This window comes from Ferrovibrio sp. MS7 (assembly GCF_038404985.1).
Classification (GTDB): domain Bacteria; phylum Pseudomonadota; class Alphaproteobacteria; order Ferrovibrionales; family Ferrovibrionaceae; genus Ferrovibrio; species Ferrovibrio plantarum.
The window spans coordinates 1-23,853 of record NZ_JBBKBA010000003.1 but is presented as its reverse complement, the minus strand read 5'-3'; the positions used below and the strand labels follow the sequence as shown (position 1 = coordinate 23,853).

The window sequence follows — 23,853 nt, the reverse complement described above, 5'->3', positions numbered from 1 at the left end:
AATCACGCCCCAGGCTTGACGCTACCGACCAGTTTGAAACCGCCGGCCTGATCCGGTGTCAGCACCACGAATTCGGCCTGCTGCGGGAATATCCCGGTAAGCGCGGTGATGTTCACCTGGTGCGTCACGATTACCAGGTTGCCCGGCCCGCGATGCGCCGCAGCGCGCTGGCGCAGTGCCATTGTGCGGCCTTCACGGTCAGCCGTGTTATCAAAGAATGAATTGGCGCCAGACCAGGCTTCCACCCGCCCGAAAGCCAATTCGGCGGTCTCGATGCCACGACACCATTCGCTGCTCAATACGGCACTGATCACGATGGCACGCCGACGAAAGGCTTCCCCCAGGCTGCGCGCCTCGGCCCGGCCGGCTTCCGAGAGATTGCGCTGCGTGGTGCAGTCGCCAAGGCGGAAATTCGGCGGATCCCCCGTCCCCGGCACCGTGCTGGCATGGCGCATCACGACCACCTGGCCGCCCTGCTGCAAGGCGCTCCAGGCCGTCTCGTTGGCAGCGGCTGGCGCTACCATCAAGGCCAGCGCCAGCAACAGGAAGAGCCGCAGCATCGCTTAAACGACCGCGCTGGTCTCCGCCACCACGGTGGCGAAACGGTCATTCAGTGCCGCCATGGTGGCACGATGCACCATGTCAGCCGTCTGCACGCCGCCGAGCGGATCCGGCAGGTCGCGGGTGGCGCAGGCATTCGCCACCACGCCGACGCGGAAGCCATTATCCACCGCTGACCGCACCGTGGCGGAAATGCACATATGGGTGGCGAAGCCGCCGACGATGATTTCCTTGCGGCCCAAGCCGGCCAGCACATCCTTCAGATTGGTGTTGGCGAAACCATTGGGCAGCCCCTTGGTGATGGCCGTCTCGCCCGCCACCGGCTCCATGCCGGGAATGAACTGGCCGCCTACGCCGTCGAGATCGAAGGCGCCGCCTGGCTTGCCCTGGTGGCGCACATGCACCACCGGCGCACCGGCCTTGCGCGCGGCGGCGATCAGCAGTTTAAGCTCGGCCACGGCGGCATCGATACCGACCAGCGGCAGCTTGCCGATGGTGTATTCCTGCTGATGGTCGATCAGCACCAGGGCGGAGGCCGCCCAGGTCAGCGGCAGCTTCGGCGCACCGGCCATTTCAAGCAGGGTCTTGGGCATGGTCATCGGACTGATTCCTTGTTGCGTAACAGTGGAAGCAGCCTAATTGGTCGATTTGCGAACCGATAGTCGCTATTCTCGCGCCATGACTGTGCAAAAACGCACAAATAGCCTGGACTGGAACGATCTGCGCTACCTGCTGGAGCTGTCGCGCCAGGGCAGCCTTTCCGGTGCGGCGCGCGCGCTCGGCGTCAACCACGCCACGGTCGGCCGCCGCCTGGATGCATTGGAACAGCAGCTTGGCGCGGCGCTGACCGAACGCGCCGGCAGACAATGGCGCCTCACCGCCTTGGGCCAGGAAGCATTGGCCGCCGCTTCGCGCATCGAGGAACCGGCCTTGCAGATCGAGCGGCTGGCCGCCGGGCGCAATGCCAGCTATGGCGGCCATCTGCGCCTCACCGGCACCGAGGGCGCCGCCATGCTGCTGCTGGTGCCGGCCCTGCTGGAACTGCGCCGGCGCCATCCGGGCCTGACCGTCACGCTGCTCACCGACCACAAGCCGCTGAGCCTGGCGCGGCGCGAGGCCGATCTGGCACTGCGCTGGGCCAGGCCGCGCGGCGGCGAACTCTATGCCCGCAAGCTCGGCGAGGTGCCGTTCCGGCTTTACGTGCGCGATGGCTTCCAGGCCAGCGCCCAACCATTGCCGACACTCGGCTATGACGAAAGCCTGGACGAATTGCCGGAACAGCGCTGGCTGCTCAAGCAACCGGAGCGATTCCGCTTTGTGTTCCGCTGCAACAGCATGCCGGTGCTGCTTTCCGCGTTGCGCGCCGGCCTCGGCGCTGGCCTGCTGCCGGAATTCGCCGCACGGCAATGGCCCGATCTGATACCGCTGGAAAAAGCCCCGGCCTTAAGCCGCGAGCTATGGCTGGTGCGGCACAAGGACACGCGCCAGGCGCCACGGCTGCGCGCCGCCGCCGATGCGATAGCTGAGAGCATCGTCCGCCAGCTCAAGCAGTCGGAAGTCTAGGGTTTCGCCTCCAGCCACTGCAGCAGGCTGTCGAGGGCGGGACAAAGCGACTGCCCCCAATCGGTGAGATGGTATTCAACCTTCGGCGGCACCTGTGGATATACGATACGGCGCACAATACCGTCGCGCTCCAATTGCCGCAGTTGTTGCGCCAGCATTTTCTGTGAAATCGTCGGGATCGCTTGCTCCAACTCCGAGAAGCGCAGCAACTTGCCCCCGAACAGATGGAACAGGATGGTCAGCTTCCAACGCCCTTCAAGCATGCCAAGCGCGTGCTCGACGCCGAGCGCAGCGGTCTGCGGCGTGTAGGCATCATCCTTACTTTTCGGTGTGTAGCTTACTTTTTCGTGCGTTCTTGCCATTGCGGAATCTTATCTCCACCTTCCGGGCCACGCAAATCGAACCGGAGGTACATCGATGACTATTCCCACAGCGCCGCTGTCTGGCCGTTCTGCCCTGGTCACTGGCGGAACGAAAGGTATTGGTGCCGCAACAGTTGCGGCCTTGCGGGAAGCCGGAGTCAATGTTCTGGCCGCGGCGCGCAATATCGGTGAGGATCCCGACTGCATCGCCGCGGACCTCTCGACCCCTGGTGGCTGCGCGAAATTAGCCGATGCGGTGCGGCAACGCTTCGGGGCACCGGATATTCTGGTACATGTCGCTGGCGGTTCCTCAGCACCAGCCGGTGGCTTCGCCACGCTCGATGACACGGAATGGCAAAAGGCACTCGACCTTAATCTGCTAGCAGCGATGCGTCTTGACCGCGCTCTATTGCCGGCAATGCTGGCGCGGGGCAGCGGTGTGATCGTGCATGTTACCTCGATTCAAGGGCAATTGCCGTTGCATGAGGCAACCCTGGCCTATGCCGCTGCCAAGGCCGCGCTATCGAACTACAGCAAGGGCCTGTCGAAGGAAGTGGGGCCACGCGGCATCCGCGTGGTGCGGGTATCGCCCGGTTGGGTGGAAACCGAAGCCGCGATCAACTTTGTGCGGGAACTGGCGCACAACAGCGGGACCGATTACGACGGGGCAAAATCCCAGCTAATGCAGTCGCTGGGCGGCATTCCCATCGGCCGCCCCGCCCGGCCACGGGAAGTGGCGGACCTAATCGCATTTCTCGTTTCGCCGGCCGCCGCCAGCATTACCGGCTCGGAATTCGTCATCGATGGCGGCACGGTACCGACGGTTTAGTGCAATCCATCCTTCTGCAGGCTGCGGCGCAGGCGGCGCAGCCCGAGCCATACCGTGCCGGCGACCAGTGGAATGGCGACGCCGATGGCGACTTCCTTGTGGATCGGCACGCCGACCGCATGCAGCGCCTGAGCGGCATAGCCGACCAGACCGACGGCGTAATAGGTGATCGCCGCAACCGAAAGCCCTTCCACGGTCTCCTGCAGCCGTAGCTGCAATTTCAGCCGGCGGTTCATGGCATCGAGCTGCGCCACGTTCTGCCGCTCCAGCGCCACATCGACGCGGGTGCGCAGCAGGTTCGCCATGCGGGTGGCGCGGCGCGACAGGCCCTCGATACGCTCGGCCATGGTCTCGCAGGTGCGCATCGCAGGGCTGAGACGCCGCTCCATGAATTCGCCAAGCGTCGGCAAGCCTTCGATGCGCTCCTCGCGCAATTCCTCGATGCGGCGCGACACCAGCGCGTGATAGGCGCGCGCGGCGCCGAAGCGGAATGGCGTGTCCACCGCCAGGGTCTCGACCTCGGCTGCCGCACCGGCGATCTCGCGCAGCAGGGTCTGCTCGCTTTCCTGATGCTCCACATCCACCATGCGGCTGGCGAGCCGACCCAGCCCCTGCTCCAGCGCGGTGATGCGTGGCGCCACCTTCTGCGCCAGCGGCAAAGCCAGCAGCGCCATCATGCGGTAGCTCTCGATATCCAGCAGGCGCAGCACCAGGCGGCCACGCTGCGCATCGGTGAGGCCGTGATCGTGGATCAGCAGCATGGTTTTGCCCTGCCGCAACTTGAAATCGGTCCACACATCGGCGCGGCCAGAAACCGCGCGCGAGGCGACCAGGGCATTCTCGTCATAAAGCCGCGCCAGCAAGGCGGTATCGGGGGCCGGCTCATTGGGCGCCAGGATCACCAGATCAGAGGCCGCGATCAGTTCACCCGGCAGGCTGGCGATCCAGGCCTGCAAGGCCGGTGGTAGATCGGCGGCTGCTTCCACCGACGAGCCGGCGGCGCGCGGAAGGTAGAGCGTGTAGGTGGTGAATTCGGTGCGGCGCTCTTGAATGGCCACATAGGGGCCGAGCGTCAGCACGGCATGCTTGGCGATGGTCTCGGCAGCTTCGACACCCTGCGCCAGCGCCAGGCTGCGCAACGGATCGCCCGTCAGGCTGGCCGGGCCGAACAGCACGAAATTCAGTACCCTTGCGGGGGCGGACAGCGGCACCGGCGGCCGCGCATGCAGTTCGTCTGCCAGCGCCTGGCGCAGCGGATGGATAGTGGCCGGCATCGCGCCGGCGTTGCTGCCGTCTATTCCAGCCATGAATCGGCGTCGTCTTCTTCCGGATCGAAACCGAGAAAATCCCAGGACGCCAGCATATGCGGCGGCATCGGCGCACGCACCTGGAAGATATCGCCATCCGGATGCTCAAGCCGCAGGGCGCGGGCATGCAGGTGCAGCTTGCGGCTGATGCCGCCGGTAAGCTGCTTCTCGGCATCGCCATATTTGCCGTCGCCGGCAATTGGCGTGCCGATGAAAGCCGAGTGGACGCGGAGCTGGTGTGTGCGGCCGGTCACTGGCGCCATGGCCAGCCAGGCGGCGCGGCGGCCGGCGGTGGCAACCGTGCGGTAGAGCGTGATTGCAGATTTACCTGCTTCCGGGTCGCCGGCCATGCGCTCGCCCAAGGGGCCAGGCAGCTTGGCCAGCGGCATGTCGATCTTGCCCTGGCGTGGCGTCGGCACACCGGTCACCAGCGCCCAGTAGAGCTTGTGCGCTTCGCGCTTGCGCAAGGCGGCGGTGAGCTTGGCGGCAGCCTTGGCGGTGCGCGCCAGCACCAGTACGCCGCTGGTATCCTTGTCCAGGCGATGCACCAGGCGCGGCCGTTCCGCTGCCTCGAAGCGCAGGTAATCCAGCAGGCCGTCGAGATGCTCGTTCAGGCCGGTGCCGCCCTGGGTGGCGAGGCCCGGCGGCTTGTTCAGCACGATCACCGCGTCGTCCTTGTGCAGCACGGCGGCCTGCAAAGCCTCGATCCGCTCGGGGTCGATCTTCAGGATGCGCGGCGCCGGCTTGGAATCCGCTGCCGGCGGATCGCCCAGTGGCGGAATGCGCAAGGTCTGGCCGGCTTCAAGCCGGGTGGCTGCCTTGGCGCGGCCGCCATCCACGCGCACCTGCCCGGTGCGTAGCAGCTTTTCCAGCTTGCCATGGCCAAGCCAGGGATAATGGCGCTTGAACCAGCGGTCGAGCCGCAGGTCAGCCTCATCGTCGGCGACGACGCGGGTGGTAATCTGATTCATGGTGTTGGTCCGATCAGCGCCAGACTCGGCGCACGGTATCGACGGGGGCTTGCGGCTCGGGCTGGGCCACGGGGACTTCCTGCTTCTGCTGGCGGCGCTTCTCCGCCTGCTCCTCCAGCCATTCCAGGCGGCGTTGCTCGTGACCCTCTATCGACTGGACTTCGAGTTCGCATTCCTGGCCGACCTGGAAAAGGATCTGCTTGTTGATCTTGGAGAACCGCGACAGCTTCTCGATGAAGCATTCCTCGCGCGAGGGAATGACGCCGGGCTGATAGTACGGCTTGTCATCGTCCTTCACGATGGACATGCCGATATAGCCCGAGAGCACGGCCAACAGCAACACGGCACCCATGCCGGTCAGCAGGCGCGCGACCGGGGAATTCTTGTCTGGCAGCAGATTGGCGAGCTGGGCCATGATGGCAAACCCTATCTCCCTAGCCTTACCAAATAGTTAGGGAGCCTTTCCGGTAAAGTCACCCCCGGCGGGGATATTCCCTTAAAGATCGCCCTCTTCCTGTCGCTTGGCGCGCAATTTCTGCCAATATTCCAAGCGCTTAATGACTTCCCGCTCAAAGCCGCGCTCAACCGGGCGGTAGAGTTGCTGGCGGTCCATCCCATCGGGGAAGTAGTTCTGGCCGGAGAAGCCGTCCTCGGCATCGTGGTCATAGGCATAGCCGCTGCCATAGCCGAGCTGCTTCATCATCTTGGTTGGCGCATTCAGGATATGCATCGGCGGCATCAGCGAGCCATGCTCCTTGGCGGCCCGCTTGGCGGCGCTCTCGGCCTTGTAGACGGCATTCGATTTCGGCGCTGTGGCGAGATACACCACGGTCTGCACCAGGCCGATCTCGCCTTCCGGGCTGCCGAGGAAATCATACAGCTCCTTGGCCGCCATCGCCTGCAGCAGCGCATTGGGATCGGCCATGCCAATATCCTCGGCGGCGAAGCGCGCCAGCCGGCGCATGATGTAGAGCGGTTCCTCGCCGCCGATCAGCATGCGCGCCAGCCAGTAGAGCGCGGCATCGACATCGGAACCGCGCAGCGATTTATGCAGCGCGCTGATCAGGTTGTAATGCTCTTCCTGGCTCTTGTCGTAGAGCGGCGCACGGCGCTGCAGCAGGGTTGCCAGCCGTGCCGGATCGAGGTCGCCGCCGGTGCTCAGACTGAAGACCTGCTCGGCCATGTTCAGCAGGTAGCGGCCATCGCCATCGGCCATGGCGCGGAGTGCGGCGCGCGCCTCCGGCGTCAATGGCAGCGGCTTGGCTTCAATGGCCTCGGCGCGCGCAAGCAAGGCATCCAGCGCCGCATCATCCAGGCGGTGCAGCACCAGCACGCTGGCCCGCGACAGCAAGGCGCCGTTCAGCGCGAAACTGGGATTCTCCGTGGTGGCGCCAACCAGCACCACGGTGCCGTCTTCCACATAAGGCAGGAAGCCATCCTGCTGCGCCCGGTTGAAGCGGTGAATTTCATCCACGAACAGCAACGTACGCTGGCCCTGCTCACGCCGCGCCCGGGCGGCATCGAAAGCCTTGCGCAGATCGGCAACACCGGAGAACACCGCCGAGAGCGGCGCAAAATAAAGCCCGGTGGCTTCCGCCAGCAACCGCGCGATGGAAGTCTTGCCGGTGCCCGGCGGTCCCCACAGGATCAGGCTGGACAGCCGCTTTGCTGCCACCATGCGGGCCAGCGGCCCCTCGCCCTTCAGCAGATGGTCCTGGCCGATCACCTCGTCCAGCGCCTTCGGCCGCAGCCGGTCGGCCAGCGGCCCCGCCGGCTCCAGGCCCGCCTGCTGGAACAGGTTGCTCAAGCGCGGACCTGAAGCTGCAGCAACTGGTCGCCGCGCTTCAGCACCAGCAGCCATTGCTGCGGGCTGTTGCGCAGCGCGCGCTGCAAGTCGGCAACATCCTTGATGTCAGTGTTGTTGATCTTGACCACCACATCGCCCGGTCGCAGCCGGATGCGGTTGGCCGGCGAACCACCTGCCAGATTCAGCACGATGACACCGCTGGCCAGGGCATCGAAGCCGATCTCCTCGGCAAAGGCCGGCGAGAGGTTGCCCACCGTGGCGCCGGCCAGAGGATGATTGCCATTGAGTTGGGTCAGTTCGCGCGGCGGCGTTTCCGGCGCCTCAATCAGCGGAATGGACAATGTGCGCATACGGCCCTGGCGCAGCACGTCGAGCGTCGCGTTCTCGCCGAGCTTGCGCGTGGCGATGCGGAATTTCAGTGCGCGCGGATCGTTCACCTCGCGGCCATCCACCTTCAGCACCACATCGCCGGTGCGCAGGCCGGCGCGGTCGGCCGGGCCGCCGGGGAAGGTCTGGCCGACCAGCACGCCGTTCGGCCGCTCCATGCCGAGGCCCTGTGCCGCTTCCGCCGTTACCGGCGTGGCGCTGGCGCCAAACCACGGGCGACGGATGCCCTTGCCGGAAAGCGCGCTGGCCACTGTGGCGGCAACAAGGTTGGAGGGAATGGCGAAGCCGATGCCGACGCTGCCGCCGGTTTTGGAAAAGATCGCGGTGTTGATGCCGGCAAGCCGGCCATCCATCGTCACCAGCGCGCCACCGGAATTGCCCGGATTGATCGCGGCATCGGTCTGGATGAAGGATTGCGCATCGGCATCGCCGACATCGGTGCGGCCCAAAGCCGAGACGATGCCCTGGGTCACGGTCTGCCCGACGCCGAAAGGATTGCCGATAGCCAGCACCAGTTCGCCGACCTGGAGATCGTCGGAATCGCGGAACTCAAGCGCCGGCAGCACCTCGCCGCGCGTTTCGATGCGCAGGATCGCCAGGTCGGTCTTGGGATCGGCGGCGATCACCTTGGCCTCGAATTCACGGCGGTCGGCCAGGGCTACCACGATCTCGGTGGCGCCATCGATGACATGGTTGTTGGTGACGATGACGCCATCGGCTTCCACGATCACGCCGGAACCGAGCGACTGTGCCACGCGCTCGCGCGGGATGCCGAACATCTGCTGGTCGCCGAAGAAACGGCGGAAGATCGGATCGTCGAGCAGCGGCGAACGCTGCACCACCCGTTCCACCTTGCGCGTATAGACATTCACCACAGCCGGCGCCACCTGGCGTACCAGCGGCGCAAACGTAAGCTGGATCTCGGTGCGGCTCTGCGGCACGCGCTGGGCCGGCAGGGATGCCTGGGCGAACACCGTGCCGGCATTCAGCAGGAGAGCCAGGGCCGAAAGCAGCAGCGCTGCCAGCCGGCCGGAAGTCAGGAAAAAGCGTTTCGTCATGTTGGATGATAAGGAGCCGTTGCGGGAAAATTCAAGCCGGGAGCGGTGTCCTGGTTTACCGCCACCTCTGCTCGGTTATGCTAGGGGCAATGATCAACCCACCCCTTGAAAGTGGCCGGTTGCGCCGGCTGCATACCTACTGGCGCGAGCGTGCCGGTACCCTGCCCTATCCCAGCCGCGCCAAGATCGATCCCGCCGGGATGACCTTCATCCTCGGCGACCTGATCCTGATTGACGTGCTGCCGAAGCCCGGAGGCGGCTGGCGCTACCGCTACCGGCTCTATGGTTCCAACGTGGTGGAACGCCAGGGCTTCGACCTGACAGGGCAGTTCCTGGAGCAGCATCCCTGGCCGGCCTTCGCCGCCGAGATCACTCCCAGCTACGACCGCGTGGTGGCCAGCGGCAGGCCGGAGATTTTCACCCGCGAACAGGAACTCGATGGCCGCTCATTCCGCCACCAGTCGCTGCTGCTGCCACTGGGCCAGGATGGCACTGTCAGCATGCTGTTGATCGGCGTTGCCTTCGAGGCAATCTAGATAAAAGAAAAAGGCCGGCGCGTGAGCACCGGCCTTTTCAATTCGGTATGCCTGAAGCGACTTATGCCGCTTCGGCTTCCTCGGCCACCTGCACCGGGCCCGAGTCCAGGCCCTTGGCGGCCGGATCGCGGTCGACCAGCTCGATCACTGCCATCGGGGCGGCATCGCCGTAGCGGAAGCCGGCCTTGAGCACACGGGTGTAGCCACCCTGGCGCGAGGCATAGCGGGCGTTCAGGGTCTTGAACAGCTTGTCCACCGCCGACTTCTCGGGGATGAAGGCCAGAGCCTGACGGCGGGCATGCAGATCGCCGCGCTTGCCGAGCGTGATCAGCTTGTCCATCAGCGGCTTCAGCTCCTTGGCCTTCGGCAGCGTGGTGGTGATCTGCTCGTGCTTGATCAGCGCGGCAACCATGTTGCCGAACATGGCGCGGCGGTGGGAGCTGGACTTGTTCAGCTTGCGGCCGGCATTACGATGGCGCATGGGAAACTCTCCTTAGTCTTTCTTATCGGCCTTGGATCAGTACTGATCCTGATATTTCTTGGCCATCTCTTCGATATTCTCAGGCGGCCAGTTCGGCACATGCATGCCGAGATGGAGGCCCATCTGCGACAGCACTTCCTTGATCTCGTTCAGCGACTTGCGGCCGAAGTTCGGCGTGCGGAGCATTTCCGCCTCGGTCTTCTGGATCAGGTCGCCGATGTAGACGATGTTGTCGTTCTTCAGGCAGTTCGCCGAACGCACCGAGAGTTCGAGTTCGTCGACGCGGCGGAGCAGGTTCGGATTGAATTCCGGCTCGGCAATCGACTTCTCGCGAACTTCGTTCTTCGGCTCCTCGAAGTTGATGAAGAGCTGCAGCTGGTCCTGCAGGATGCGCGCGGCATAGGCCACGGCGTCTTCCGGCTTGATCGAGCCGTTGGTCTCGACCTGCATGGTCAGCTTGTCATAGTCGAGGATCTGGCCCTCGCGGGTATTCTCGACCTTGTAGGAAACCTTGCGCACCGGGCTGTAGAGCGCATCCACCGGGATCAGGCCGATCGGCGCGTCTTCCGGGCGGTTGGCCGAAGCCGGCACGTAGCCCTTGCCGGTCTCGACGGTCAGTTCCATGCGGATGGCGGCACCGTTATCCAGCGTCATCAGCACATGGTCCGGATCCATGACTTCGATGTCATGGCCGGTCTCGATCATCTTGGCGGTGACTTCGCACGGACCCTTGGCATTCAGGTACATGCGCTTCGGGCCTTCGCCGTGCATGCGCAGCGCCATCGACTTGATGTTCAGCACGATGTCGGTGACATCCTCGCGCACACCCGGGATGGAGGAGAATTCATGCAGCACGCCGTCGATCTTGATCGAGGTGACGGCAGCGCCCTGCAGCGACGACAGCAGCACGCGACGCAGTGCGTTGCCCAGCGTCAGGCCAAAACCACGCTCCAGCGGCTCCGCGACGATCGTCGCGGTACGGCCCGGCACGGCGCCCGGCTCGATCACCAACTTGTTCGGCTTGATCAGATCGGTCCAATTCTTCTGGATCACCTGCGACCTCGTTCTGTTGCCGCATCGCGCAAGAGCCCTGGCTCACAGCCAAGTGCCCGGCGACGCGGCCGGAATATAAACCCGGCACCAGCAAAGCCGGTGCCGGCTGGGATCAGATGCGGCGGCGCTTCGGCGGACGGCAGCCGTTATGCGGGATCGGCGTCACGTCGCGGATGCTGGTGATCACGAAACCAACGGCCTGCAGGGCACGCAGAGCGGACTCACGGCCAGCACCCGGGCCCTTCACTTCCACTTCCAGGGTACGCACGCCATGCTCAGCGGCGCGGCGGCCGGCTACGTCGGCGGCGACCTGCGCGGCATACGGAGTCGACTTGCGCGAGCCCTTGAAGCCCTGGCTGCCCGACGACGACCAGGCAATGGTGTTGCCCTGCGCATCGGTGATGGTGATCATCGTGTTGTTGAAGGAGGCATTCACATGCGCGACGGCAGAGGTGATGTTCTTCTTCTCTTTGCGCCGGGGGCGCGCAGCCTTGTCCTTGACCATGGCGATCCTACTATCCTTGCATCATTCCTGCGGCGAATGCCGCATATGGTAATGGCGGCCCAGGCCGGATCAGCCTGGGCCGCCACCAAAATTCTTTAGCGCGGCGCCTTCTTCTTACCGGCGATCGCGACAGCCTTGCCCTTGCGGGTGCGGGCGTTGGTGTGGGTGCGCTGACCGCGGACCGGCAGGCCCTTGCGGTGACGCAGGCCGCGATAGCAGCCCAGGTCCATCAGGCGCTTGATGTCCATCGCGATCTGGCGACGGAGATCACCCTCGACCTTGTACTCGCGGTCGATGGCTTCGCGGATCTGAAGCACTTCCGCATCGGTCAACTGATTCACCCGACGCTCGGCCGGGATGTTGACCTTTTCACAAATCTCTTTCGCCTTCACCCGGCCAATGCCGTAGATGTAGGTCAGTGCGATCTCGACCCGCTTATTGGTCGGGATGTTCACGCCTGCGATACGCGCCACGCCTTCTCTCCTCGCGTCAACGACTCAAGCCCGCTTGAGTCGGTCAATCCGGGCGACCTGATAGCCAACAGAAAAACTCAACGTAAACAGTGATTTACGCTGAGCGGCCATCCAGTTGTTTGATCGCACCCGCTGCCCAAGGGGCGCGATTATAGAAACTCTCCGTAACTAGTCAACTCTAAAAGGCTTTTCGCCTCAGATCGATTTCAGAACTCCATCAATCTGACGCGTCACCTCATCGATTTCCGCCATGCCATCAACCTGACGGAGTATACCCTTCCCCTCATAGTACGGGAGAAGTGGTGCAGTCTGTTCATGGTAGGCCTTGAGCCGGGGAACTACGGTCTCGGCCTTGTCGTCGGCACGGCGGGTAAACTCGGTCGACCCGCAGCGGTCGCACACGCCCGGCTGCTTGGTCGGCTGGAAAGTGTCGTGATAGCCGGCGCCGCACTTGGCGCAGGTGAAGCGGCCGGTGATGCGGGATACCAGCACCTTGTCGTCCACCTTCATCTCGATCACGGCATCAAGCTTCAGCTTGCGCTCGGACAGCATCTTGTCCAGCGCCTCGGCCTGCTTGGTGGTACGCGGGAAACCGTCCAGGATGAAGCCCTTGCGGCAATCCGGCTGGTCGATGCGGTCGGCGATGATGCCAACCACGATATCGTCGGAAACCAGGCCACCCTGGTCCATGATCGCCTTGGCCTTCAGGCCGATGGCGGTGGCGGCCTTGACGGCGGCACGCAGCATATCGCCGGTGGAGAGCTGCACGAGGCCATGGCTCTGGGTCAGACGCTGGGCCTGGGTGCCTTTACCGGCGCCTGGCGGTCCGAGCAGGATAAGCCTCATTTGCGTGCTCCCCTCAGCTTGGCCTTCTTGATGAGGCCCTCATACTGATGCGCCAGCAGGTGCGACTGGACCTGCGCCACGGTGTCCATGGTAACGCTGACCACGATAAGCAGCGAGGTGCCGCCGAAGTAGAACGGCACCGAGAAGCGCGAGATCAGGATTTCCGGCAGCAAGCAGACAGCGGCGATATAAACCGCGCCAGCCACGGTGATGCGGGTCAGGACATAATCGAAATACTCGGCGGTGCGCTGGCCAGGGCGGATGCCCGGCACGAAGCCGCCATGCTTCTTCAGGTTATCGGCGGTCTCCACCGGGTTGAACACCACGGCGGTATAGAAGAAGCAGAAGAACACGATCAGCGCCACATACATCAGCATGTAGAGCGGCTGGCCATGGCCCAGCAGGGCCGTGACGGTGGTGAGCCATTCCGGACCGCCGGCGCCAGCGGTGAACTGCGCAATGGTCATCGGCATCAGCAGCAGCGAGGAAGCGAAGATCGGCGGAATGACGCCGGCCGAATTCAGCTTCATCGGCAGATGCGAGCTTTCGCCGCCGAACATGCGGGCGCCGACCTGGCGCTTCGGATACTGGATCAGGATGCGGCGCTGGGCGCGCTCCATGAACACGATGCCGTAGATCACGGCAACAGCACCAACCAGCACCACCACGATCACCGCCATGGAGAGCGCGCCGGTGCGGCCCAGTTCCAAGGTGGCAGCGAGCGCACGCGGCAGCTCGGCGATGATGCCGGCGAAGATGATCAGCGAAATGCCGTTGCCGACGCCGCGCTGGGTGATCTGCTCGCCCAGCCACATCAGGAACATGGTGCCGCCGGTGAGCGTCACGACCGTGACGAGGCGGAAGAACATCCCCGGCTCGATCACGGCGCCGACGCCGCGGCCGCCGGTCATGCCCTCAAGGCCGATCGCGATGCCATAGGCCTGCACCACAGCGAGCAGCACGGTGCCGTAGCGGGTAAATTGATTGATGCGCTTGCGGCCGGCCTCGCCTTCCTTCTTCATCGCCTCGAATGACGGCACCACGGTCGTCAGAAGCTGCATGATAATGGAGGCCGAGATATACGGCATGATGTTGAGCGCGAAGATGGTCATGCGCTCGAGCGCGCCACCGGCGAAAACATTGAACAGGCCAAGGATGCCGCCGGACTGCTGCTTGAAAATGTCGGCCAGCACCGTCGGGTCGATACCCGGCAGCGGGATGTAAGTGCCAAGCCGATAGATGATCAGCGCGCCCAGGGTGAACCAAATGCGCTTCTTCAGCTCGGTGGCCTTGGCAAAGGCCCCAAGATTCAGGCTGGCTGCCATACGTTCTGCGGCCGACGCCATCGTAGCTCCTTGATCCAACGCCCGGGAGGCGATGCCTGGGGGGAAACGAAACGACTAACCAACCATATGGCGTGGGCCTCAGCCCACGCCAAGTGGATGGCTTACTTCTTCTTCTTCTTGGCCTTCTCGGCCTTGACGGCTGCGGAGCGGGCCAGCGCCTTGACCTTGCGGGTCTCCAGCACGGTGACCGAACCGCCGGCCTTCTCCACCGCCTCGCGGGCAGTGGCGGAGACGCCCTGCACCGACACGGCGATCTTGGCCTTCAGCTCACCGGCACCGGTGCCGAGCAGGCGCACGCCATCGGCGGCCTTGCCCGAGATCAGGCCGGCAGCCTTCAGCGCCGCGCCGTCGACCGGCTTGGAAGCATCGAGCTTGCCCTTGTCGATCGCGGCCTGCAGGCGGCCGAGATTGACCAGATCGAAATCCTGCGGGTTGAGCGGGTTGAAACCACGCTTCGGCAGACGACGATGGATCGGGGTCTGGCCGCCTTCAAAGCCCATGATCGACACGCCGGTGCGCGCCTTCTGGCCCTTGACGCCACGGCCCGAGGTCTTGCCCTTGCCGGAGCCGATGCCGCGACCGACGCGCATGCGGTTCTTGCGCGCACCTTCGTTATCGGCGATCTGATTGAGACGCATGTTCCTATTCCTTCCTGCGGCTGACTAAATCAGCCTTCGACGCGGACCAGGTGGCTCACCTTGGCGATCATGCCGCGCACCGCCGGAGTATCCTCCAGCTCGCGGCTGTCGTGCAGGCGGCGCAGGCCCAGGCCCTTGATGGTCTGCTGCTGGTCTTCCGTGCGCTTGTTAGCGGAGCGGATCCAGGTGACCTTCACCTTCTTGTTCGCCATGACAGATTACTCCTCGCTGTCGGCGCGGCGGCCGAGGATGTCGGCCACCTTCTTGCCGCGCTTGTTGGCGATGTGACGCGGAGCGTTCAACGCCTGCAAGGCGGCGAAAGTCGCCTTCACCATGTTATGCGGGTTCGAGCTGCCGATCGACTTCGTCACCACGTCGGCAACGCCCAGCGTCTCGAACACGGCGCGCATCGGGCCGCCGGCGATGATGCCGGTACCGGCCGGAGCGGCGCGCAGCACCACCTTGCCGGCGCCATGACGCGCTTCGATGTCGTGATGCAGCGTGCGGCCTTCGCGCAGATTGACGCGGATCAGGTTGCGCTTGGCATGCTCGGTGGCCTTGCGGATCGCTTCCGGCACTTCGCGGGCCTTGCCCGAACCGTAGCCGACGCGGCCCTTCTGATCACCCACCACCACCAGGGCGGCGAAACCGAAACGCTTACCGCCCTTCACCACCTTGGCGACGCGGTTGATGGAGACCAGCTTGTCGACGAACTCGCTGTCGCCGCGCTCGCCGCGCTCGCCGCCGCGCTCACCGCGCTCGCCGCGTTCGCCCCGCTCCCGTTGATTACCAGCCATGTCCGAAAACCTTTCTTAGAAGTTCAAGCCGCCTTCGCGAGCCGCCTCAGCGAGCGCCTTGACGCGCCCATGGTAGAGGTAGCCGCCACGGTCGAAGATCACGTCGTTGATGCCGGCGGCCTTGGCGCGCACGGCGATCAGCTTGCCGACCTCGGCAGCGGCATCCTTGTTGCCGCCAGCCTTCAGCGTGGAACGCAGGTCCTTCTCCAGCGAGGAGGCGGAGGCCAGCGTCACACCCTTGGTGTCGTCGATGATCTGGGCGTAGATGAAGCGCGAGGTGCGATGCACACTGAGACGCGGACGGCCATGGGCCGCCTCCACGATCCGGGTGCGGTTCCGTTCCTTGCGGCGCGCATTCAGCGCATTGAGGCGAGTGAGCTTGCTCATGCGGCCATTCCTTACTTCTTCTTGCCTTCCTTACGCAGGATGGTCTCGTCGGAATACTTGATGCCCTTGCCCTTGTAAGGCTCGGGCGGCTTGATGGCGCGGATGTCCGCAGCCACCTGGCCGACGAGTTGGCGGTCAGCGCCGGAGATCTTGATCGAGGTGGGCTTTTCCACCTTGATCTCGATGCCAGCAGGGATCGGATAGTTCACGTCATGGCTGAAGCCCATGTTGAGCTGCAGGTTCTTGCCCTGCAGCGCAGCACGCAGGCCGACGCCGTTGATGTCCAGCTCGCGGCTGTAACCGTCCTTCACGCCCTTCAGCAGATTGCTGACCAGCGTGCGCTGCATGCCCCACATGGAGCGCGAGCGGCGGTTAATGCTGCGCGGCTTGACGGTGACCTTGTTGTCAGCCAGTTCGACCGAGAGGTCATCGACGATGGTGAGCTTCAGCTCGCCCTTCGGGCCCTTGGCGGTCAGGGTCTGGCCAGCAAGCTGGACCTGGACGCCCTGGGGCACCGCAACGGGATGTTTGCCGATACGCGACATGTTCCCCTACTCCCTTAGAACACGCGGCAGAGGACTTCGCCGCCGACATTGGCGGAACGAGCCTCGATATCCGACATCACGCCGCGCGGGGTCGACAGGATCGAGATGCCAAGGCCACCACGCACCTTCGGCAACTCGGAGATGCCGGAATAGACGCGACGGCCAGGCTTGGAGACGCGGTTGATCGCCTTGATCACCGGCTCGCCCTCGAAATACTTCAGCTCGATGCGCAGGTTGCGCTTGTTGCCATCTTCCAGCAGCTCGTAGCCGCGGATATAGCCTTCCTTCTTCAGGACCTCGAGCACATTGGCGCGCAGCTTGGAAGCCGGCGATTCAATGCTCGACTTGCCGGCCTGCTGGCCATTGCGGATACGGGCGAGCAGATCGCCCAACGGATCGGAAAGAGCCATTTTCCTCTGCCCTCCTTACCAGCTCGACTTCACCATGCCGGGGATCTGGCCGTTCGAGGCCAGCTCACGCAGCATGTTGCGCGACAGTTTCAGCTTGCGATAGAAGGCGCGCGGACGGCCGGTCAGTTCGCAACGGTTGCGCACGCGGATCTTCGCGGAATTGCGCGGCATCTCCGCCAGCTTAAGGGCCGCCGCGAAACGCTCTTCCGGTTCGGCGGTCTTGCTCGACACGGCCGCCTTCAGGCGGGCGCGCTTCGCAGCATAACGGGCCGCCAGCTTGCGGCGGTGCTCATTCTTTTCGACGGAACTCTTCTTCGCCATGATCAGCGATCCTTTCCGGCTCAGTTCTGGAACGGCATGCGGAAACCGGCGAGCAGCGCCTTGGCTTCCTCATCCGTCTTCGCCGACGTGCAGATGATGATATCCATGCCGCGCACGGCATCGACCTTGTCGTAATCGATCTCAGGGAAAATGATCTGTTCCTTGAGACCCAGGGCGTAGTTGCCCCGACCATCGAAGCTCTTGCCGTTGACGCCGCGGAAGTCGCGGACGCGCGGCAGCGCGATGTTGATCAGACGGTCCAGGAATTCGTACATGTGGTCGCGGCGCAGCGTGACCTTGCAGCCGACCGCCTGGCCTTCGCGGAGTTTGAAGTTCGCGATCGCCTTGCGGGCCCGGGTCAGCACCGGCTTCTGGCCGGTGATGGCGGCGAGTTCGACGGCGGCAACCTGGACCTTCTTGGAGTCCGAAGCGGCCTCGCCGACGCCCATGTTGACCACGATCTTCTCGATCTTCGGCACTTCCATCGGATTGGTGTAGCCGAATTTCTCGATGAGCTGCTTGCGCACCTCGTTCTGGTAGAAGTCTTGCAGACGGGTAGCCATTGTCTGCCTCCTTAGCGGTCGATGACTTCGCCGGAACGCTTCGCGAAGCGCACCTTGCGGCCGTCATCCAGGAACTTGTAACCCACGCGGGTCGGCTTGCCGTCCTTCGGATCCTGATGCATCAGGTTCGACAGGTCGATGGAAGCTTCGCGCTGCTCAATGCCACCGGCCGCGGTGCGGCTCGGCTTGGTGTGGTGCGTCAGCTTGTTGGCGCCGGCAACCACGGCACGGCCGGCGTCGCGGTCGACGCTCAGCACTTCACCCTTGACGCCCTTGGAGCGGCCAGTGGTGACGACGACCTTGTCGCCCTTCTTGATCTTCAGCTTCTCAGCCATGGCTTAGAGCACCTCCGGGGCCAGCGAGATGATCTTCATATGGCTCTTGGCGCGCAGCTCGCGCGTCACCGGCCCGAAGATGCGGGTGCCGATCGGCTCGTTCTGCTTGTTGATGAGCACAGCGGCATTGCGGTCGAAGCGGATGGCGCTGCCATCGGCACGACGGATTTCCTTGGCGGTGCGGACGATGACGGCGCGATGCACGTCACCCTTCTTCACGCGACCGCGCGGAATGGCGTCCTTCACGGACACGACGATGACATCACCGACCTGGGCATATTTGCGCTTGGAGCCGCCCAGCACCTTGATGCACTGGACCCGGCGCGCGCCCGAATTATCGGCGACGTCGAGATTGGTTTCCACTTGGATCATTGGACCTGTACCTCGCTTCTACTTAACTGCGGCTCAGGCCTGGTTCTCGACGACGATCCACCGCTTCAACTTGGAAAGCGGGCGGGTCTCTTCGATCCAGACTACATCGCCCACCTTGTGGGCGTTGTTCTCATCATGCGCATGATAGCGCTTCGAGCGGCGGATGAACTTCTTGTACATGGGGTCCATGATGCGACGCTCGACCTTGACCACGATGGTCTTCTCGCCCTTGTCGCTCACGACGACGCCCTGCAATACGCGCTTCGGCATCTCTTGCTCTCCTTAAGCCCGGGCGGCGGCGGTCTGCTTGTCCAGCAGGCCGCGCACACGGGCGATATCACGGCGCACCTGGCGGACGCGCGCGGTGTTCTCGAGCTGGCCGGTCGCCTTCTGGAAGCGCAGGTTGAACTGCTCCTTCTTCAGGTCGACGAGCTTGGCCTTAAGCTCATCCTTGGTCTTGCCGACCAGGTCGCTGGTCTTCATGGCATTAGGCTCCTTCACCGAGACGGGTGACGACGCGGGTCTTGATCGGCAGCTTGGCGGCGCCGAGCAGGAAGGCTTCCTTGGCCAGCTGGCCCGGAATGCCGTCGAGTTCGAACATCACGCGGCCCGGCTTGACGCGGCACACCCAGAATTCCGGCGAGCCCTTGCCCGAGCCCATGCGCACTTCGGCGGGCTTGGAGGACACCGGCAGATCCGGGAAAATGCGGATCCACATGCGGCCCTGACGCTTGATGTGGCGGGTGATCGCACGGCGCGCGGCTTCGATCTGACGCGCGGTGAGACGCGCCGGCTCCAGGGCCTTGAGGCCATAGGCGCCGAAATTCAGATCGGTGCCGCCCTTGGCGACGCCCTTGATACGGCCCTTAAAGGCCTTGCGGAACTTGGTACGCTTCGGTTGCATCATGACGCGTTACTCCGGTCTCAGCCCTGACGGCCGCTGGGCTGTTCGGCCAGCCGCTTGTCCTGGGCCATCGGGTCATGGGCCATGATCTCGCCCTTGAACACCCACACCTTGACGCCGCAAGTGCCATAGGCGGTCTTGGCGGTGCCACGAGCGAAATCGACATCGGCGCGCAGGGTGTGAAGCGGCACGCGGCCCTCGCGATACCACTCGATGCGGGCGATTTCGGCGCCGCCGAGGCGGCCCGAGCAGTTGATACGGATGCCGCCGGCGCCCAGACGCATCGCCGATTGCACGGCGCGCTTCATGGCGCGGCGGAACGCCACGCGGCGCTCGAGCTGCTGCGCGATGTTCTCGGCCACCAGGCGGGCATCCAGTTCCGGCTTGCGGATCTCAACGATGTTGAGATGCACTTCCGACTTGGTCATCTTGGCCAGTTCGGCGCGCAGCTTCTCGATGTCGGCGCCCTTCTTGCCGATCACCACGCCCGGACGCGCCGAGTGGATGGTGATGCGGGCCTTCTTCGCCGGACGCTCAATGACGATGCGGGCGACGCCGGCCTGGGCCAGACGCTGCTCAAGATACTTGCGGATCTTGAGGTCTTCATGCAGCAGCGTGGAATACTCCTTGTCGCTGGCGTACCAGCGGGAGTCCCAGGTGCGGTTGATCCCGAGGCGGAGACCGATCGGATTGACTTTCTGACCCATTACGCTTGCTCCTCGGCCTTGGCCTTAGCAGCCTTCTTGCCCTTAGCCTTCTTCTCTTCTTCGCTGCGCTCACGCACCACGATGGTGAGATGGCTGAACGGCTTCTCGATGCGGGTACCACGGCCGCGGGCGCGCGCATGGAAGCGGCGCATCACCAGGCCCTTGCCGACGCTGGCTTCCGAGACCACCAGACGATCGACGTCGAGCTGATGGTTGTTCTCGGCATTGGCGATGGCGGACTGCAGCACCTTCTTCACGTCCTGCGCGATGCGGCGCTTGGAGAAGGTCAGTTCCGACAGGGCAGCCTCGACGCGCATGCCACGGATCAGGCCGGCAACAATGCCGAGCTTGCGCGGGCTGACGCGGATGTTGCGACCAATCGCCATGGCCTCGTTCTCGCCGAGGCGGGATTCGTGTGCCTGCTTGCTCATGGTTACTTCTTCGCCTTCTTGTCGGCGGTGTGGCCGGGGAAGCTGCGGGTCGGGGCGAATTCGCCCAGCTTATGACCCACCATTTCCTCGGTCACCATCACCGGGATGAACTTGTGCCCGTTGTGAACACCGAAGGTCAGACCAACGAACTGCGGCATCACAGTCGAACGCCGCGACCAGGTCTTGATGACCTCCTTGCGGCCCGACGAACGCGCGGTGTCGGCCTTCTTCAGCAGATACCCGTCAACGAACGGGCCTTTCCAAACAGAACGTGCCACGACAGCCTCCTAAGCCGATCAGCTATGCGCGCCCGCCGGACGGCGGCGCAGAATCATCTTCTGTGTACGCTTATTAGTACGCGTACGCTTACCCTTGGTCGGCTTGCCCCACGGGGTGACCGGATGACGGCCGCCCGAGGTGCGGCCTTCGCCGCCGCCATGCGGATGGTCGATCGGGTTCATGGCCACACCACGCACGGTCGGGCGGATGCCCATCCAGCGCTTGCGGCCAGCCTTGCCGAGATTCTGGTTCTGGTTATCCGGGTTGGACACGGCACCGATGGTAGCCATGCACTCAGCCCGCACCAGGCGCTGCTCGCCAGACGGCATGCGCACCAGCGCCATGCCCTGGTCCTTGCCGACCAGCTGCACATAGGCGCCGGCGGAACGGGCCATCTGGCCGCCCTTGCCCGGCTTCAGTTCCACATTGTGGATGATGGTGCCGACCGGGATCGACTTCATCGGCATCGCATTGCCCGGCTTGATGTCGGCCTTGTCGCCGGCCACCACGCGGTCGCCCACCTTCAGGCGCTGCGGCGCCAGGATGTAAGCCACCTCGCCGTCATCGTACTTCAGCAGCGCGATGAAAGCGGTACGGTTCGGGTCATACTCGATGCGGTCCACGGTGGCGCTCACGTCGAACTTGCGACGCTTGAAATCCACCATGCGGTAACGGCGCTTGTGGCCACCGCCGATATGGCGGGTGGTCACCTGGCCGGAATTGTTGCGGCCGCCGCTCTTCTTCAGGCCTTCGGTCAGTTCCTTGACCGGGCGGCCCTTGTAGAGCTGCGAGCGATCGATCAGCACCAGGCCGCGGGTGGACGGCGTGACCGGCTTAAAGTTCTTCAACGCCATGACTTCAGATCCCCGTCGTCACGTCGATCCGCTGGCCTTCGGCGAGGGTGACCATCGCCTTCTTGTAGTCCGAGCGCTGGCCCGGACGGCCACGGAACAACTTGGTCTTGCCCTTCACCCGCAGGGTGTTGACGGCCTTGACCTTAACCTTGAACAGAGCCTCGACGGCCGCCTTGATCTGCGGCTTAGTGGCATCGAGGGGCACGCGGAAGGTCACCTGGTTGTACTCGGAAGTACGGGTGGCCTTCTCGGTAATCACCGGGCTGATGATCACATCGTAGTGGTTCAGAGTGCTCATTTCAGGCGAGCCTCCAGGGCTTCGACCGCGGCCTTGGTCAGGACCAGGGTGTCGCGGCGCAGGATGTCATACACATTGGCGCCCTGCTCCGGCAGCACGTCGATGTTGCGGATCGCGCGGGCCGCGAGCGCGAAGTTGTCGTTCAGCGTCTTGCCGTCGATCACCAGGGCGCTCTGCAGGCCGAGGGTCTTGAGCTTGCCGGCCAGTTCCTTGGTCTTGGCAGCGCCGATGGCGGCGTCGTTCAGCACCACGAGCTTACCTTCGGCGAGCTTGACCGACAGCGCGGTCTTCAGCGCCAGCTTGCGGACCTTCTTCGGCAGGTCGATGGCATGGCTGCGCACCACCGGACCGAAGGCCTTGCCGCCGCCGCGGAACTGCGGGGCACGGATGCCGCCGTGACGGGCGCCACCGGAACCCTTCTGGTTGACGATCTTACGCGTCGAACCAGCGACCTCGCCGTAGGTCTTGGTCTTGTGGGTGCCCTGCTGGCGCTTGGCAAGCTGCCAGATCACCATGCGCTGCAGGATATCCGCACGCGCCGGCAGGCCGAAGACAGCCTTGGACAGGGCGAGCGTGCCGCTCGCCTTGTTGTCCAGGTCCGTCACCTTGACTTCGATGGTCTCGGTCATGGTCTAACCCTTACTTCTCGGCCGACTTCAGAGCGGCCGGCATCGGCAGGTCCTTGGCGCGCGGCTTCTTCACCGCATCGCTGACCAGCACATACTGACCTTCCGAACCCGGAACGCTGCCCTTCAGCATGATCAGGCCCCGGGCGGCATCGGTGCGCACCACGACCAGATTCTGCTGGGTCCGCTGACGGTCGCCCATATGGCCGGCCATCTTCTTGTTCTTGAAGGTACGGCCCGGATCCTGGCGGTTACCGGTCGAACCATGGCTGCGGTGGCTGATCGACACACCGTGGCTGGCTTCCAGACCACGGAAATTGTGCCGCTTCATCGCACCGGCGAAGCCCTTACCGACGGTCGTGCCGGTCACATCGACGAACTGACCGACGACGAAATGCTCGACCGACAGTTCAGCACCGACATCGACCAGGCCATCGGCCTCGACGCGGAACTCGACCAGCTTGCGCTTCGGTTCCACATTCGCCTTGGCGAAGTGGCCGCGCATGGCCTTCGAGACGTTCTTCGGCTTCACGGTCTCAAGACCGAGCTGCACTGCGTTGTAGCCATCCTTGTCGGCCGTGCGCTGAGCAACGACCTGCAGGTTGTCCACCTTAAGCACGGTGACGGGAACATGGCTCCCATCGTCCGCGAACAGCCGGGTCATGCCCAGCTTGCGTGCCACCAATCCGGTACGCATCACATCCACCTCAGAGCTTGATCTCGACGTCGACGCCAGCAGCCAGGTCGAGCTTCATCAGCGCGTCCACGGTCTGAGGCGTCGGGTCGACGATGTCGAGCAACCGCTTGTGCGTGCGGATTTCAAACTGCTCACGGGATTTCTTGTCGACGTGCGGCGAGCGGTTCACGGTGAACTTCTCGATATGCGTCGGCAAGGGGATCGGGCCCCGCACACGGGCCCCGGTGCGCTTCGCCGTGCTGACGATCTCGCTGGTGCTCTGATCGAGCACGCGATGATCGAAAGCCTTGAGGCGGATGCGGATATTCTGGCTGTCCATGACTTTCGCTTTCCGGTTCCCGCTTAGGCGGAGATGCTGGCGACGACGCCGGCGCCGACGGTGCGGCCGCCTTCGCGGATAGCGAAGCGGAGGCCGTCATCCATGGCGATCGGCGCGATCAGCTCGACCTGCATGGTCACGTTGTCGCCCGGCATCACCATCTCGACACCTTCCGGCAGCGACACCACACCGGTCACGTCGGTGGTGCGGAAGTAGAACTGCGGACGGTAGTTGGTGAAGAACGGGGTGTGGCGGCCGCCCTCTTCCTTGGTCAGGATGTAGGCT

Annotated in this window: 39 protein-coding genes; 3 read left to right on the top strand and 36 right to left on the bottom strand. The window is 64.1% G+C overall.

The annotated features are described in order from the left end of the window. Positions 1 to 2: 2 nt before the first annotated feature. Both V6B08_RS18335 and V6B08_RS18330 read right to left on the bottom strand, forming a co-directional pair. Positions 3 to 560 carry a histidine phosphatase family protein gene (locus tag V6B08_RS18335; RefSeq protein ID WP_341983609.1) on the bottom strand — a complete coding sequence of 186 codons (558 nt, stop codon included), beginning with the start codon at positions 558 to 560 and terminating at the stop codon, positions 3 to 5. Between the two features lie 3 nt (positions 561 to 563). Next, positions 564 to 1,160: a cysteine hydrolase family protein gene (locus V6B08_RS18330; RefSeq protein ID WP_341983607.1), complete on the bottom strand. Its 597-nt coding sequence runs from the start codon at positions 1,158 to 1,160 to the stop codon at positions 564 to 566. Positions 1,161 to 1,239: 79 nt separating this feature from the next. On the opposite strand from V6B08_RS18330, the gene V6B08_RS18325 reads away from it, so the two are divergent. Next, positions 1,240 to 2,124 (top strand): LysR family transcriptional regulator, encoded by an 885-nt coding sequence (locus tag V6B08_RS18325; protein WP_341983605.1) that lies wholly within the window; start codon positions 1,240 to 1,242, stop codon positions 2,122 to 2,124. On the opposite strand, the gene V6B08_RS18320 is transcribed toward V6B08_RS18325, so the two are convergent. After that, the gene (locus tag V6B08_RS18320; RefSeq protein WP_341983603.1) at positions 2,121 to 2,486 is read right to left on the bottom strand and encodes a winged helix-turn-helix transcriptional regulator; all 366 of its coding nucleotides are present in this window, start codon (positions 2,484 to 2,486) and stop codon (positions 2,121 to 2,123) included. The genes V6B08_RS18325 and V6B08_RS18320 overlap by 4 nt on opposite strands. Before the next feature lie 55 nt (positions 2,487 to 2,541). Here V6B08_RS18320 and V6B08_RS18315 point away from each other — a divergent pair, with 55 nt between their 5' ends. Beyond that, positions 2,542 to 3,315, top strand: coding sequence for an SDR family oxidoreductase (locus tag V6B08_RS18315; RefSeq protein WP_341983601.1), 774 nt, complete (start codon positions 2,542 to 2,544; stop codon positions 3,313 to 3,315). On the opposite strand, the gene V6B08_RS18310 is transcribed toward V6B08_RS18315, so the two are convergent. From V6B08_RS18310 to V6B08_RS18290, 5 genes are all read right to left on the bottom strand, one after another. Beyond that, positions 3,312 to 4,622, bottom strand: coding sequence for a DUF3422 family protein (locus V6B08_RS18310; protein ID WP_341983599.1), 1,311 nt, complete (start codon positions 4,620 to 4,622; stop codon positions 3,312 to 3,314). The genes V6B08_RS18315 and V6B08_RS18310 overlap by 4 nt on opposite strands. Further along, positions 4,610 to 5,593, bottom strand: a complete 984-nt coding sequence (locus tag V6B08_RS18305) for an RluA family pseudouridine synthase (protein WP_341983598.1) — start codon at positions 5,591 to 5,593, stop codon at positions 4,610 to 4,612. The genes V6B08_RS18310 and V6B08_RS18305 overlap by 13 nt, the downstream gene beginning before the upstream one ends. 13 nt (positions 5,594 to 5,606) lie before the next feature. Further along, positions 5,607 to 6,008 (bottom strand): hypothetical protein, encoded by a 402-nt coding sequence (locus V6B08_RS18300; RefSeq protein ID WP_341983597.1) that lies wholly within the window; start codon positions 6,006 to 6,008, stop codon positions 5,607 to 5,609. Between the two features lie 81 nt (positions 6,009 to 6,089). Then, positions 6,090 to 7,400, bottom strand: coding sequence for a replication-associated recombination protein A (locus V6B08_RS18295; protein ID WP_341983596.1), 1,311 nt, complete (start codon positions 7,398 to 7,400; stop codon positions 6,090 to 6,092). Next, positions 7,397 to 8,845, bottom strand: a complete 1,449-nt coding sequence (locus V6B08_RS18290) for a DegQ family serine endoprotease (protein WP_341983595.1) — start codon at positions 8,843 to 8,845, stop codon at positions 7,397 to 7,399. The genes V6B08_RS18295 and V6B08_RS18290 overlap by 4 nt, the downstream gene beginning before the upstream one ends. An 89-nt stretch (positions 8,846 to 8,934) precedes the next feature. Between V6B08_RS18290 and V6B08_RS18285 the strand changes: the two genes are divergently transcribed. After that, complete coding sequence (locus V6B08_RS18285; RefSeq protein WP_341983592.1) at positions 8,935 to 9,381, top strand: PAS domain-containing protein; 447 nt, start codon at positions 8,935 to 8,937, stop codon at positions 9,379 to 9,381. Positions 9,382 to 9,442: 61 nt separating this feature from the next. Here V6B08_RS18285 and rplQ read toward each other — a convergent pair whose 3' ends face one another. The 28 genes from rplQ to V6B08_RS18145 form a co-directional block, all read right to left on the bottom strand. Beyond that, entirely contained in the window at positions 9,443 to 9,862 is a 420-nt protein-coding gene (gene rplQ, locus V6B08_RS18280) for a 50S ribosomal protein L17 (RefSeq protein WP_341983591.1), read from the bottom strand. 36 nt (positions 9,863 to 9,898) lie between these two features. After that, positions 9,899 to 10,915: a DNA-directed RNA polymerase subunit alpha gene (locus V6B08_RS18275; protein WP_341983589.1), complete on the bottom strand. Its 1,017-nt coding sequence runs from the start codon at positions 10,913 to 10,915 to the stop codon at positions 9,899 to 9,901. A 112-nt stretch (positions 10,916 to 11,027) separates the two neighbouring features. Beyond that, complete coding sequence (rpsK, locus tag V6B08_RS18270; protein ID WP_341983587.1) at positions 11,028 to 11,420, bottom strand: 30S ribosomal protein S11; 393 nt, start codon at positions 11,418 to 11,420, stop codon at positions 11,028 to 11,030. 95 nt (positions 11,421 to 11,515) lie between these two features. Beyond that, positions 11,516 to 11,893: a 30S ribosomal protein S13 gene (gene rpsM, locus V6B08_RS18265; RefSeq protein ID WP_341983585.1), complete on the bottom strand. Its 378-nt coding sequence runs from the start codon at positions 11,891 to 11,893 to the stop codon at positions 11,516 to 11,518. A gap of 195 nt (positions 11,894 to 12,088) precedes the next feature. After that, positions 12,089 to 12,739: an adenylate kinase gene (locus V6B08_RS18260; protein WP_341983583.1), complete on the bottom strand. Its 651-nt coding sequence runs from the start codon at positions 12,737 to 12,739 to the stop codon at positions 12,089 to 12,091. Next, a complete protein-coding gene (gene secY, locus V6B08_RS18255; RefSeq protein ID WP_341983581.1) occupies positions 12,736 to 14,085 on the bottom strand; it encodes a preprotein translocase subunit SecY in 1,350 nt (449 codons plus the stop codon). The genes V6B08_RS18260 and secY overlap by 4 nt, the downstream gene beginning before the upstream one ends. Before the next feature lie 101 nt (positions 14,086 to 14,186). Further along, positions 14,187 to 14,723, bottom strand: a complete 537-nt coding sequence (gene rplO, locus V6B08_RS18250; protein ID WP_341983579.1) for a 50S ribosomal protein L15 — start codon at positions 14,721 to 14,723, stop codon at positions 14,187 to 14,189. 29 nt (positions 14,724 to 14,752) lie between these two features. After that, entirely contained in the window at positions 14,753 to 14,935 is a 183-nt protein-coding gene (gene rpmD / locus V6B08_RS18245) for a 50S ribosomal protein L30 (protein ID WP_341983577.1), read from the bottom strand. 6 nt (positions 14,936 to 14,941) lie between these two features. Continuing rightward, a complete protein-coding gene (gene rpsE, locus V6B08_RS18240; RefSeq protein ID WP_341983575.1) occupies positions 14,942 to 15,520 on the bottom strand; it encodes a 30S ribosomal protein S5 in 579 nt (192 codons plus the stop codon). Between the two features lie 15 nt (positions 15,521 to 15,535). Next, on the bottom strand, positions 15,536 to 15,907 hold the full coding sequence (gene rplR / locus V6B08_RS18235; protein ID WP_341983573.1) for a 50S ribosomal protein L18: 372 nt from the start codon (positions 15,905 to 15,907) through the stop codon (positions 15,536 to 15,538). Between the two features lie 11 nt (positions 15,908 to 15,918). Then, positions 15,919 to 16,452: a 50S ribosomal protein L6 gene (rplF, locus tag V6B08_RS18230; protein WP_341983571.1), complete on the bottom strand. Its 534-nt coding sequence runs from the start codon at positions 16,450 to 16,452 to the stop codon at positions 15,919 to 15,921. 14 nt (positions 16,453 to 16,466) lie between these two features. Further along, a complete protein-coding gene (gene rpsH, locus V6B08_RS18225) occupies positions 16,467 to 16,862 on the bottom strand; it encodes a 30S ribosomal protein S8 (RefSeq protein WP_341983570.1) in 396 nt (131 codons plus the stop codon). 15 nt (positions 16,863 to 16,877) lie between these two features. Continuing rightward, entirely contained in the window at positions 16,878 to 17,183 is a 306-nt protein-coding gene (gene rpsN, locus V6B08_RS18220; protein WP_341983569.1) for a 30S ribosomal protein S14, read from the bottom strand. Positions 17,184 to 17,203: 20 nt separating this feature from the next. After that, the gene (gene rplE / locus V6B08_RS18215) at positions 17,204 to 17,746 is read right to left on the bottom strand and encodes a 50S ribosomal protein L5 (RefSeq protein ID WP_341983568.1); all 543 of its coding nucleotides are present in this window, start codon (positions 17,744 to 17,746) and stop codon (positions 17,204 to 17,206) included. Between the two features lie 11 nt (positions 17,747 to 17,757). Beyond that, complete coding sequence (gene rplX, locus V6B08_RS18210; protein ID WP_341983566.1) at positions 17,758 to 18,081, bottom strand: 50S ribosomal protein L24; 324 nt, start codon at positions 18,079 to 18,081, stop codon at positions 17,758 to 17,760. 3 nt (positions 18,082 to 18,084) lie between these two features. Then, positions 18,085 to 18,453, bottom strand: a complete 369-nt coding sequence (rplN, locus tag V6B08_RS18205; RefSeq protein WP_341983564.1) for a 50S ribosomal protein L14 — start codon at positions 18,451 to 18,453, stop codon at positions 18,085 to 18,087. 33 nt (positions 18,454 to 18,486) lie between these two features. Continuing rightward, entirely contained in the window at positions 18,487 to 18,723 is a 237-nt protein-coding gene (gene rpsQ, locus V6B08_RS18200) for a 30S ribosomal protein S17 (protein WP_341983562.1), read from the bottom strand. Positions 18,724 to 18,735: 12 nt separating this feature from the next. Continuing rightward, entirely contained in the window at positions 18,736 to 18,936 is a 201-nt protein-coding gene (gene rpmC, locus V6B08_RS18195) for a 50S ribosomal protein L29 (RefSeq protein WP_341983560.1), read from the bottom strand. 4 nt (positions 18,937 to 18,940) lie between these two features. Next, positions 18,941 to 19,360 (bottom strand): 50S ribosomal protein L16, encoded by a 420-nt coding sequence (gene rplP, locus V6B08_RS18190; RefSeq protein ID WP_341983558.1) that lies wholly within the window; start codon positions 19,358 to 19,360, stop codon positions 18,941 to 18,943. A gap of 17 nt (positions 19,361 to 19,377) precedes the next feature. After that, positions 19,378 to 20,064, bottom strand: coding sequence for a 30S ribosomal protein S3 (gene rpsC, locus V6B08_RS18185; RefSeq protein ID WP_341983557.1), 687 nt, complete (start codon positions 20,062 to 20,064; stop codon positions 19,378 to 19,380). Further along, on the bottom strand, positions 20,064 to 20,495 hold the full coding sequence (rplV, locus tag V6B08_RS18180) for a 50S ribosomal protein L22 (RefSeq protein WP_341983555.1): 432 nt from the start codon (positions 20,493 to 20,495) through the stop codon (positions 20,064 to 20,066). The genes rpsC and rplV overlap by 1 nt, the downstream gene beginning before the upstream one ends. Positions 20,496 to 20,497: 2 nt before the next feature. Beyond that, positions 20,498 to 20,773 (bottom strand): 30S ribosomal protein S19, encoded by a 276-nt coding sequence (gene rpsS, locus V6B08_RS18175; protein ID WP_341983553.1) that lies wholly within the window; start codon positions 20,771 to 20,773, stop codon positions 20,498 to 20,500. An 18-nt stretch (positions 20,774 to 20,791) separates the two neighbouring features. Further along, positions 20,792 to 21,628, bottom strand: coding sequence for a 50S ribosomal protein L2 (gene rplB / locus V6B08_RS18170; RefSeq protein WP_341983551.1), 837 nt, complete (start codon positions 21,626 to 21,628; stop codon positions 20,792 to 20,794). Between the two features lie 4 nt (positions 21,629 to 21,632). After that, entirely contained in the window at positions 21,633 to 21,926 is a 294-nt protein-coding gene (locus tag V6B08_RS18165; protein WP_341983549.1) for a 50S ribosomal protein L23, read from the bottom strand. Beyond that, positions 21,923 to 22,543 (bottom strand): 50S ribosomal protein L4, encoded by a 621-nt coding sequence (gene rplD, locus V6B08_RS18160; RefSeq protein WP_440588828.1) that lies wholly within the window; start codon positions 22,541 to 22,543, stop codon positions 21,923 to 21,925. Before rplD ends, V6B08_RS18165 begins: the two co-directional genes overlap by 4 nt. Before the next feature lie 22 nt (positions 22,544 to 22,565). Further along, on the bottom strand, positions 22,566 to 23,249 hold the full coding sequence (rplC, locus tag V6B08_RS18155) for a 50S ribosomal protein L3 (RefSeq protein ID WP_341983545.1): 684 nt from the start codon (positions 23,247 to 23,249) through the stop codon (positions 22,566 to 22,568). A 10-nt stretch (positions 23,250 to 23,259) separates the two neighbouring features. Next, the gene (gene rpsJ / locus V6B08_RS18150) at positions 23,260 to 23,568 is read right to left on the bottom strand and encodes a 30S ribosomal protein S10 (protein ID WP_291002842.1); all 309 of its coding nucleotides are present in this window, start codon (positions 23,566 to 23,568) and stop codon (positions 23,260 to 23,262) included. A 23-nt stretch (positions 23,569 to 23,591) separates the two neighbouring features. After that, positions 23,592 to 23,853: EF-Tu C-terminal domain-related protein (locus V6B08_RS18145; RefSeq protein WP_502258303.1), on the bottom strand; the 262-nt coding region annotated here is incomplete at its 5' end.

Excerpts from the sequence above, each read along its gene's own strand:
- V6B08_RS18335 (WP_341983609.1), bottom strand. The coding sequence starts at position 560 with ATGCTGCGGCTCTTCCTGTTGCTGGCGCTGGCCTTGATGGTAGCGCCA.
- V6B08_RS18330 (WP_341983607.1), bottom strand. The coding sequence starts at position 1,160 with ATGACCATGCCCAAGACCCTGCTTGAAATGGCCGGTGCGCCGAAGCTG.
- V6B08_RS18325 (WP_341983605.1), top strand. The coding sequence starts at position 1,240 with ATGACTGTGCAAAAACGCACAAATAGCCTGGACTGGAACGATCTGCGC.
- V6B08_RS18320 (WP_341983603.1), bottom strand. The coding sequence starts at position 2,486 with ATGGCAAGAACGCACGAAAAAGTAAGCTACACACCGAAAAGTAAGGAT.
- V6B08_RS18315 (WP_341983601.1), top strand. The coding sequence starts at position 2,542 with ATGACTATTCCCACAGCGCCGCTGTCTGGCCGTTCTGCCCTGGTCACT.
- V6B08_RS18310 (WP_341983599.1), bottom strand. The coding sequence starts at position 4,622 with ATGGCTGGAATAGACGGCAGCAACGCCGGCGCGATGCCGGCCACTATC.
- V6B08_RS18305 (WP_341983598.1), bottom strand. The coding sequence starts at position 5,593 with ATGAATCAGATTACCACCCGCGTCGTCGCCGACGATGAGGCTGACCTG.
- V6B08_RS18300 (WP_341983597.1), bottom strand. The coding sequence starts at position 6,008 with ATGGCCCAGCTCGCCAATCTGCTGCCAGACAAGAATTCCCCGGTCGCG.
- V6B08_RS18290 (WP_341983595.1), bottom strand. The coding sequence starts at position 8,845 with ATGACGAAACGCTTTTTCCTGACTTCCGGCCGGCTGGCAGCGCTGCTG.
- V6B08_RS18285 (WP_341983592.1), top strand. The coding sequence starts at position 8,935 with ATGATCAACCCACCCCTTGAAAGTGGCCGGTTGCGCCGGCTGCATACC.
- rplQ (WP_341983591.1), bottom strand. The coding sequence starts at position 9,862 with ATGCGCCATCGTAATGCCGGCCGCAAGCTGAACAAGTCCAGCTCCCAC.
- rpsK (WP_341983587.1), bottom strand. The coding sequence starts at position 11,420 with ATGGTCAAGGACAAGGCTGCGCGCCCCCGGCGCAAAGAGAAGAAGAAC.
- V6B08_RS18260 (WP_341983583.1), bottom strand. The coding sequence starts at position 12,739 with ATGAGGCTTATCCTGCTCGGACCGCCAGGCGCCGGTAAAGGCACCCAG.
- secY (WP_341983581.1), bottom strand. The coding sequence starts at position 14,085 with ATGGCGTCGGCCGCAGAACGTATGGCAGCCAGCCTGAATCTTGGGGCC.
- rplO (WP_341983579.1), bottom strand. The coding sequence starts at position 14,723 with ATGCGTCTCAATCAGATCGCCGATAACGAAGGTGCGCGCAAGAACCGC.
- rpmD (WP_341983577.1), bottom strand. The coding sequence starts at position 14,935 with ATGGCGAACAAGAAGGTGAAGGTCACCTGGATCCGCTCCGCTAACAAG.
- rpsE (WP_341983575.1), bottom strand. The coding sequence starts at position 15,520 with ATGGCTGGTAATCAACGGGAGCGGGGCGAACGCGGCGAGCGCGGTGAG.
- rplR (WP_341983573.1), bottom strand. The coding sequence starts at position 15,907 with ATGAGCAAGCTCACTCGCCTCAATGCGCTGAATGCGCGCCGCAAGGAA.
- rplF (WP_341983571.1), bottom strand. The coding sequence starts at position 16,452 with ATGTCGCGTATCGGCAAACATCCCGTTGCGGTGCCCCAGGGCGTCCAG.
- rpsH (WP_341983570.1), bottom strand. The coding sequence starts at position 16,862 with ATGGCTCTTTCCGATCCGTTGGGCGATCTGCTCGCCCGTATCCGCAAT.
- rpsN (WP_341983569.1), bottom strand. The coding sequence starts at position 17,183 with ATGGCGAAGAAGAGTTCCGTCGAAAAGAATGAGCACCGCCGCAAGCTG.
- rplE (WP_341983568.1), bottom strand. The coding sequence starts at position 17,746 with ATGGCTACCCGTCTGCAAGACTTCTACCAGAACGAGGTGCGCAAGCAG.
- rplX (WP_341983566.1), bottom strand. The coding sequence starts at position 18,081 with ATGGCTGAGAAGCTGAAGATCAAGAAGGGCGACAAGGTCGTCGTCACC.
- rplN (WP_341983564.1), bottom strand. The coding sequence starts at position 18,453 with ATGATCCAAGTGGAAACCAATCTCGACGTCGCCGATAATTCGGGCGCG.
- rpsQ (WP_341983562.1), bottom strand. The coding sequence starts at position 18,723 with ATGCCGAAGCGCGTATTGCAGGGCGTCGTCGTGAGCGACAAGGGCGAG.
- rpmC (WP_341983560.1), bottom strand. The coding sequence starts at position 18,936 with ATGAAGACCAGCGACCTGGTCGGCAAGACCAAGGATGAGCTTAAGGCC.
- rplP (WP_341983558.1), bottom strand. The coding sequence starts at position 19,360 with ATGATGCAACCGAAGCGTACCAAGTTCCGCAAGGCCTTTAAGGGCCGT.
- rpsC (WP_341983557.1), bottom strand. The coding sequence starts at position 20,064 with ATGGGTCAGAAAGTCAATCCGATCGGTCTCCGCCTCGGGATCAACCGC.
- rplV (WP_341983555.1), bottom strand. The coding sequence starts at position 20,495 with ATGAGCAAGCAGGCACACGAATCCCGCCTCGGCGAGAACGAGGCCATG.
- rplB (WP_341983551.1), bottom strand. The coding sequence starts at position 21,628 with ATGGCGTTGAAGAACTTTAAGCCGGTCACGCCGTCCACCCGCGGCCTG.
- V6B08_RS18165 (WP_341983549.1), bottom strand. The coding sequence starts at position 21,926 with ATGAGCACTCTGAACCACTACGATGTGATCATCAGCCCGGTGATTACC.
- rplC (WP_341983545.1), bottom strand. The coding sequence starts at position 23,249 with ATGCGTACCGGATTGGTGGCACGCAAGCTGGGCATGACCCGGCTGTTC.
- rpsJ (WP_291002842.1), bottom strand. The coding sequence starts at position 23,568 with ATGGACAGCCAGAATATCCGCATCCGCCTCAAGGCTTTCGATCATCGC.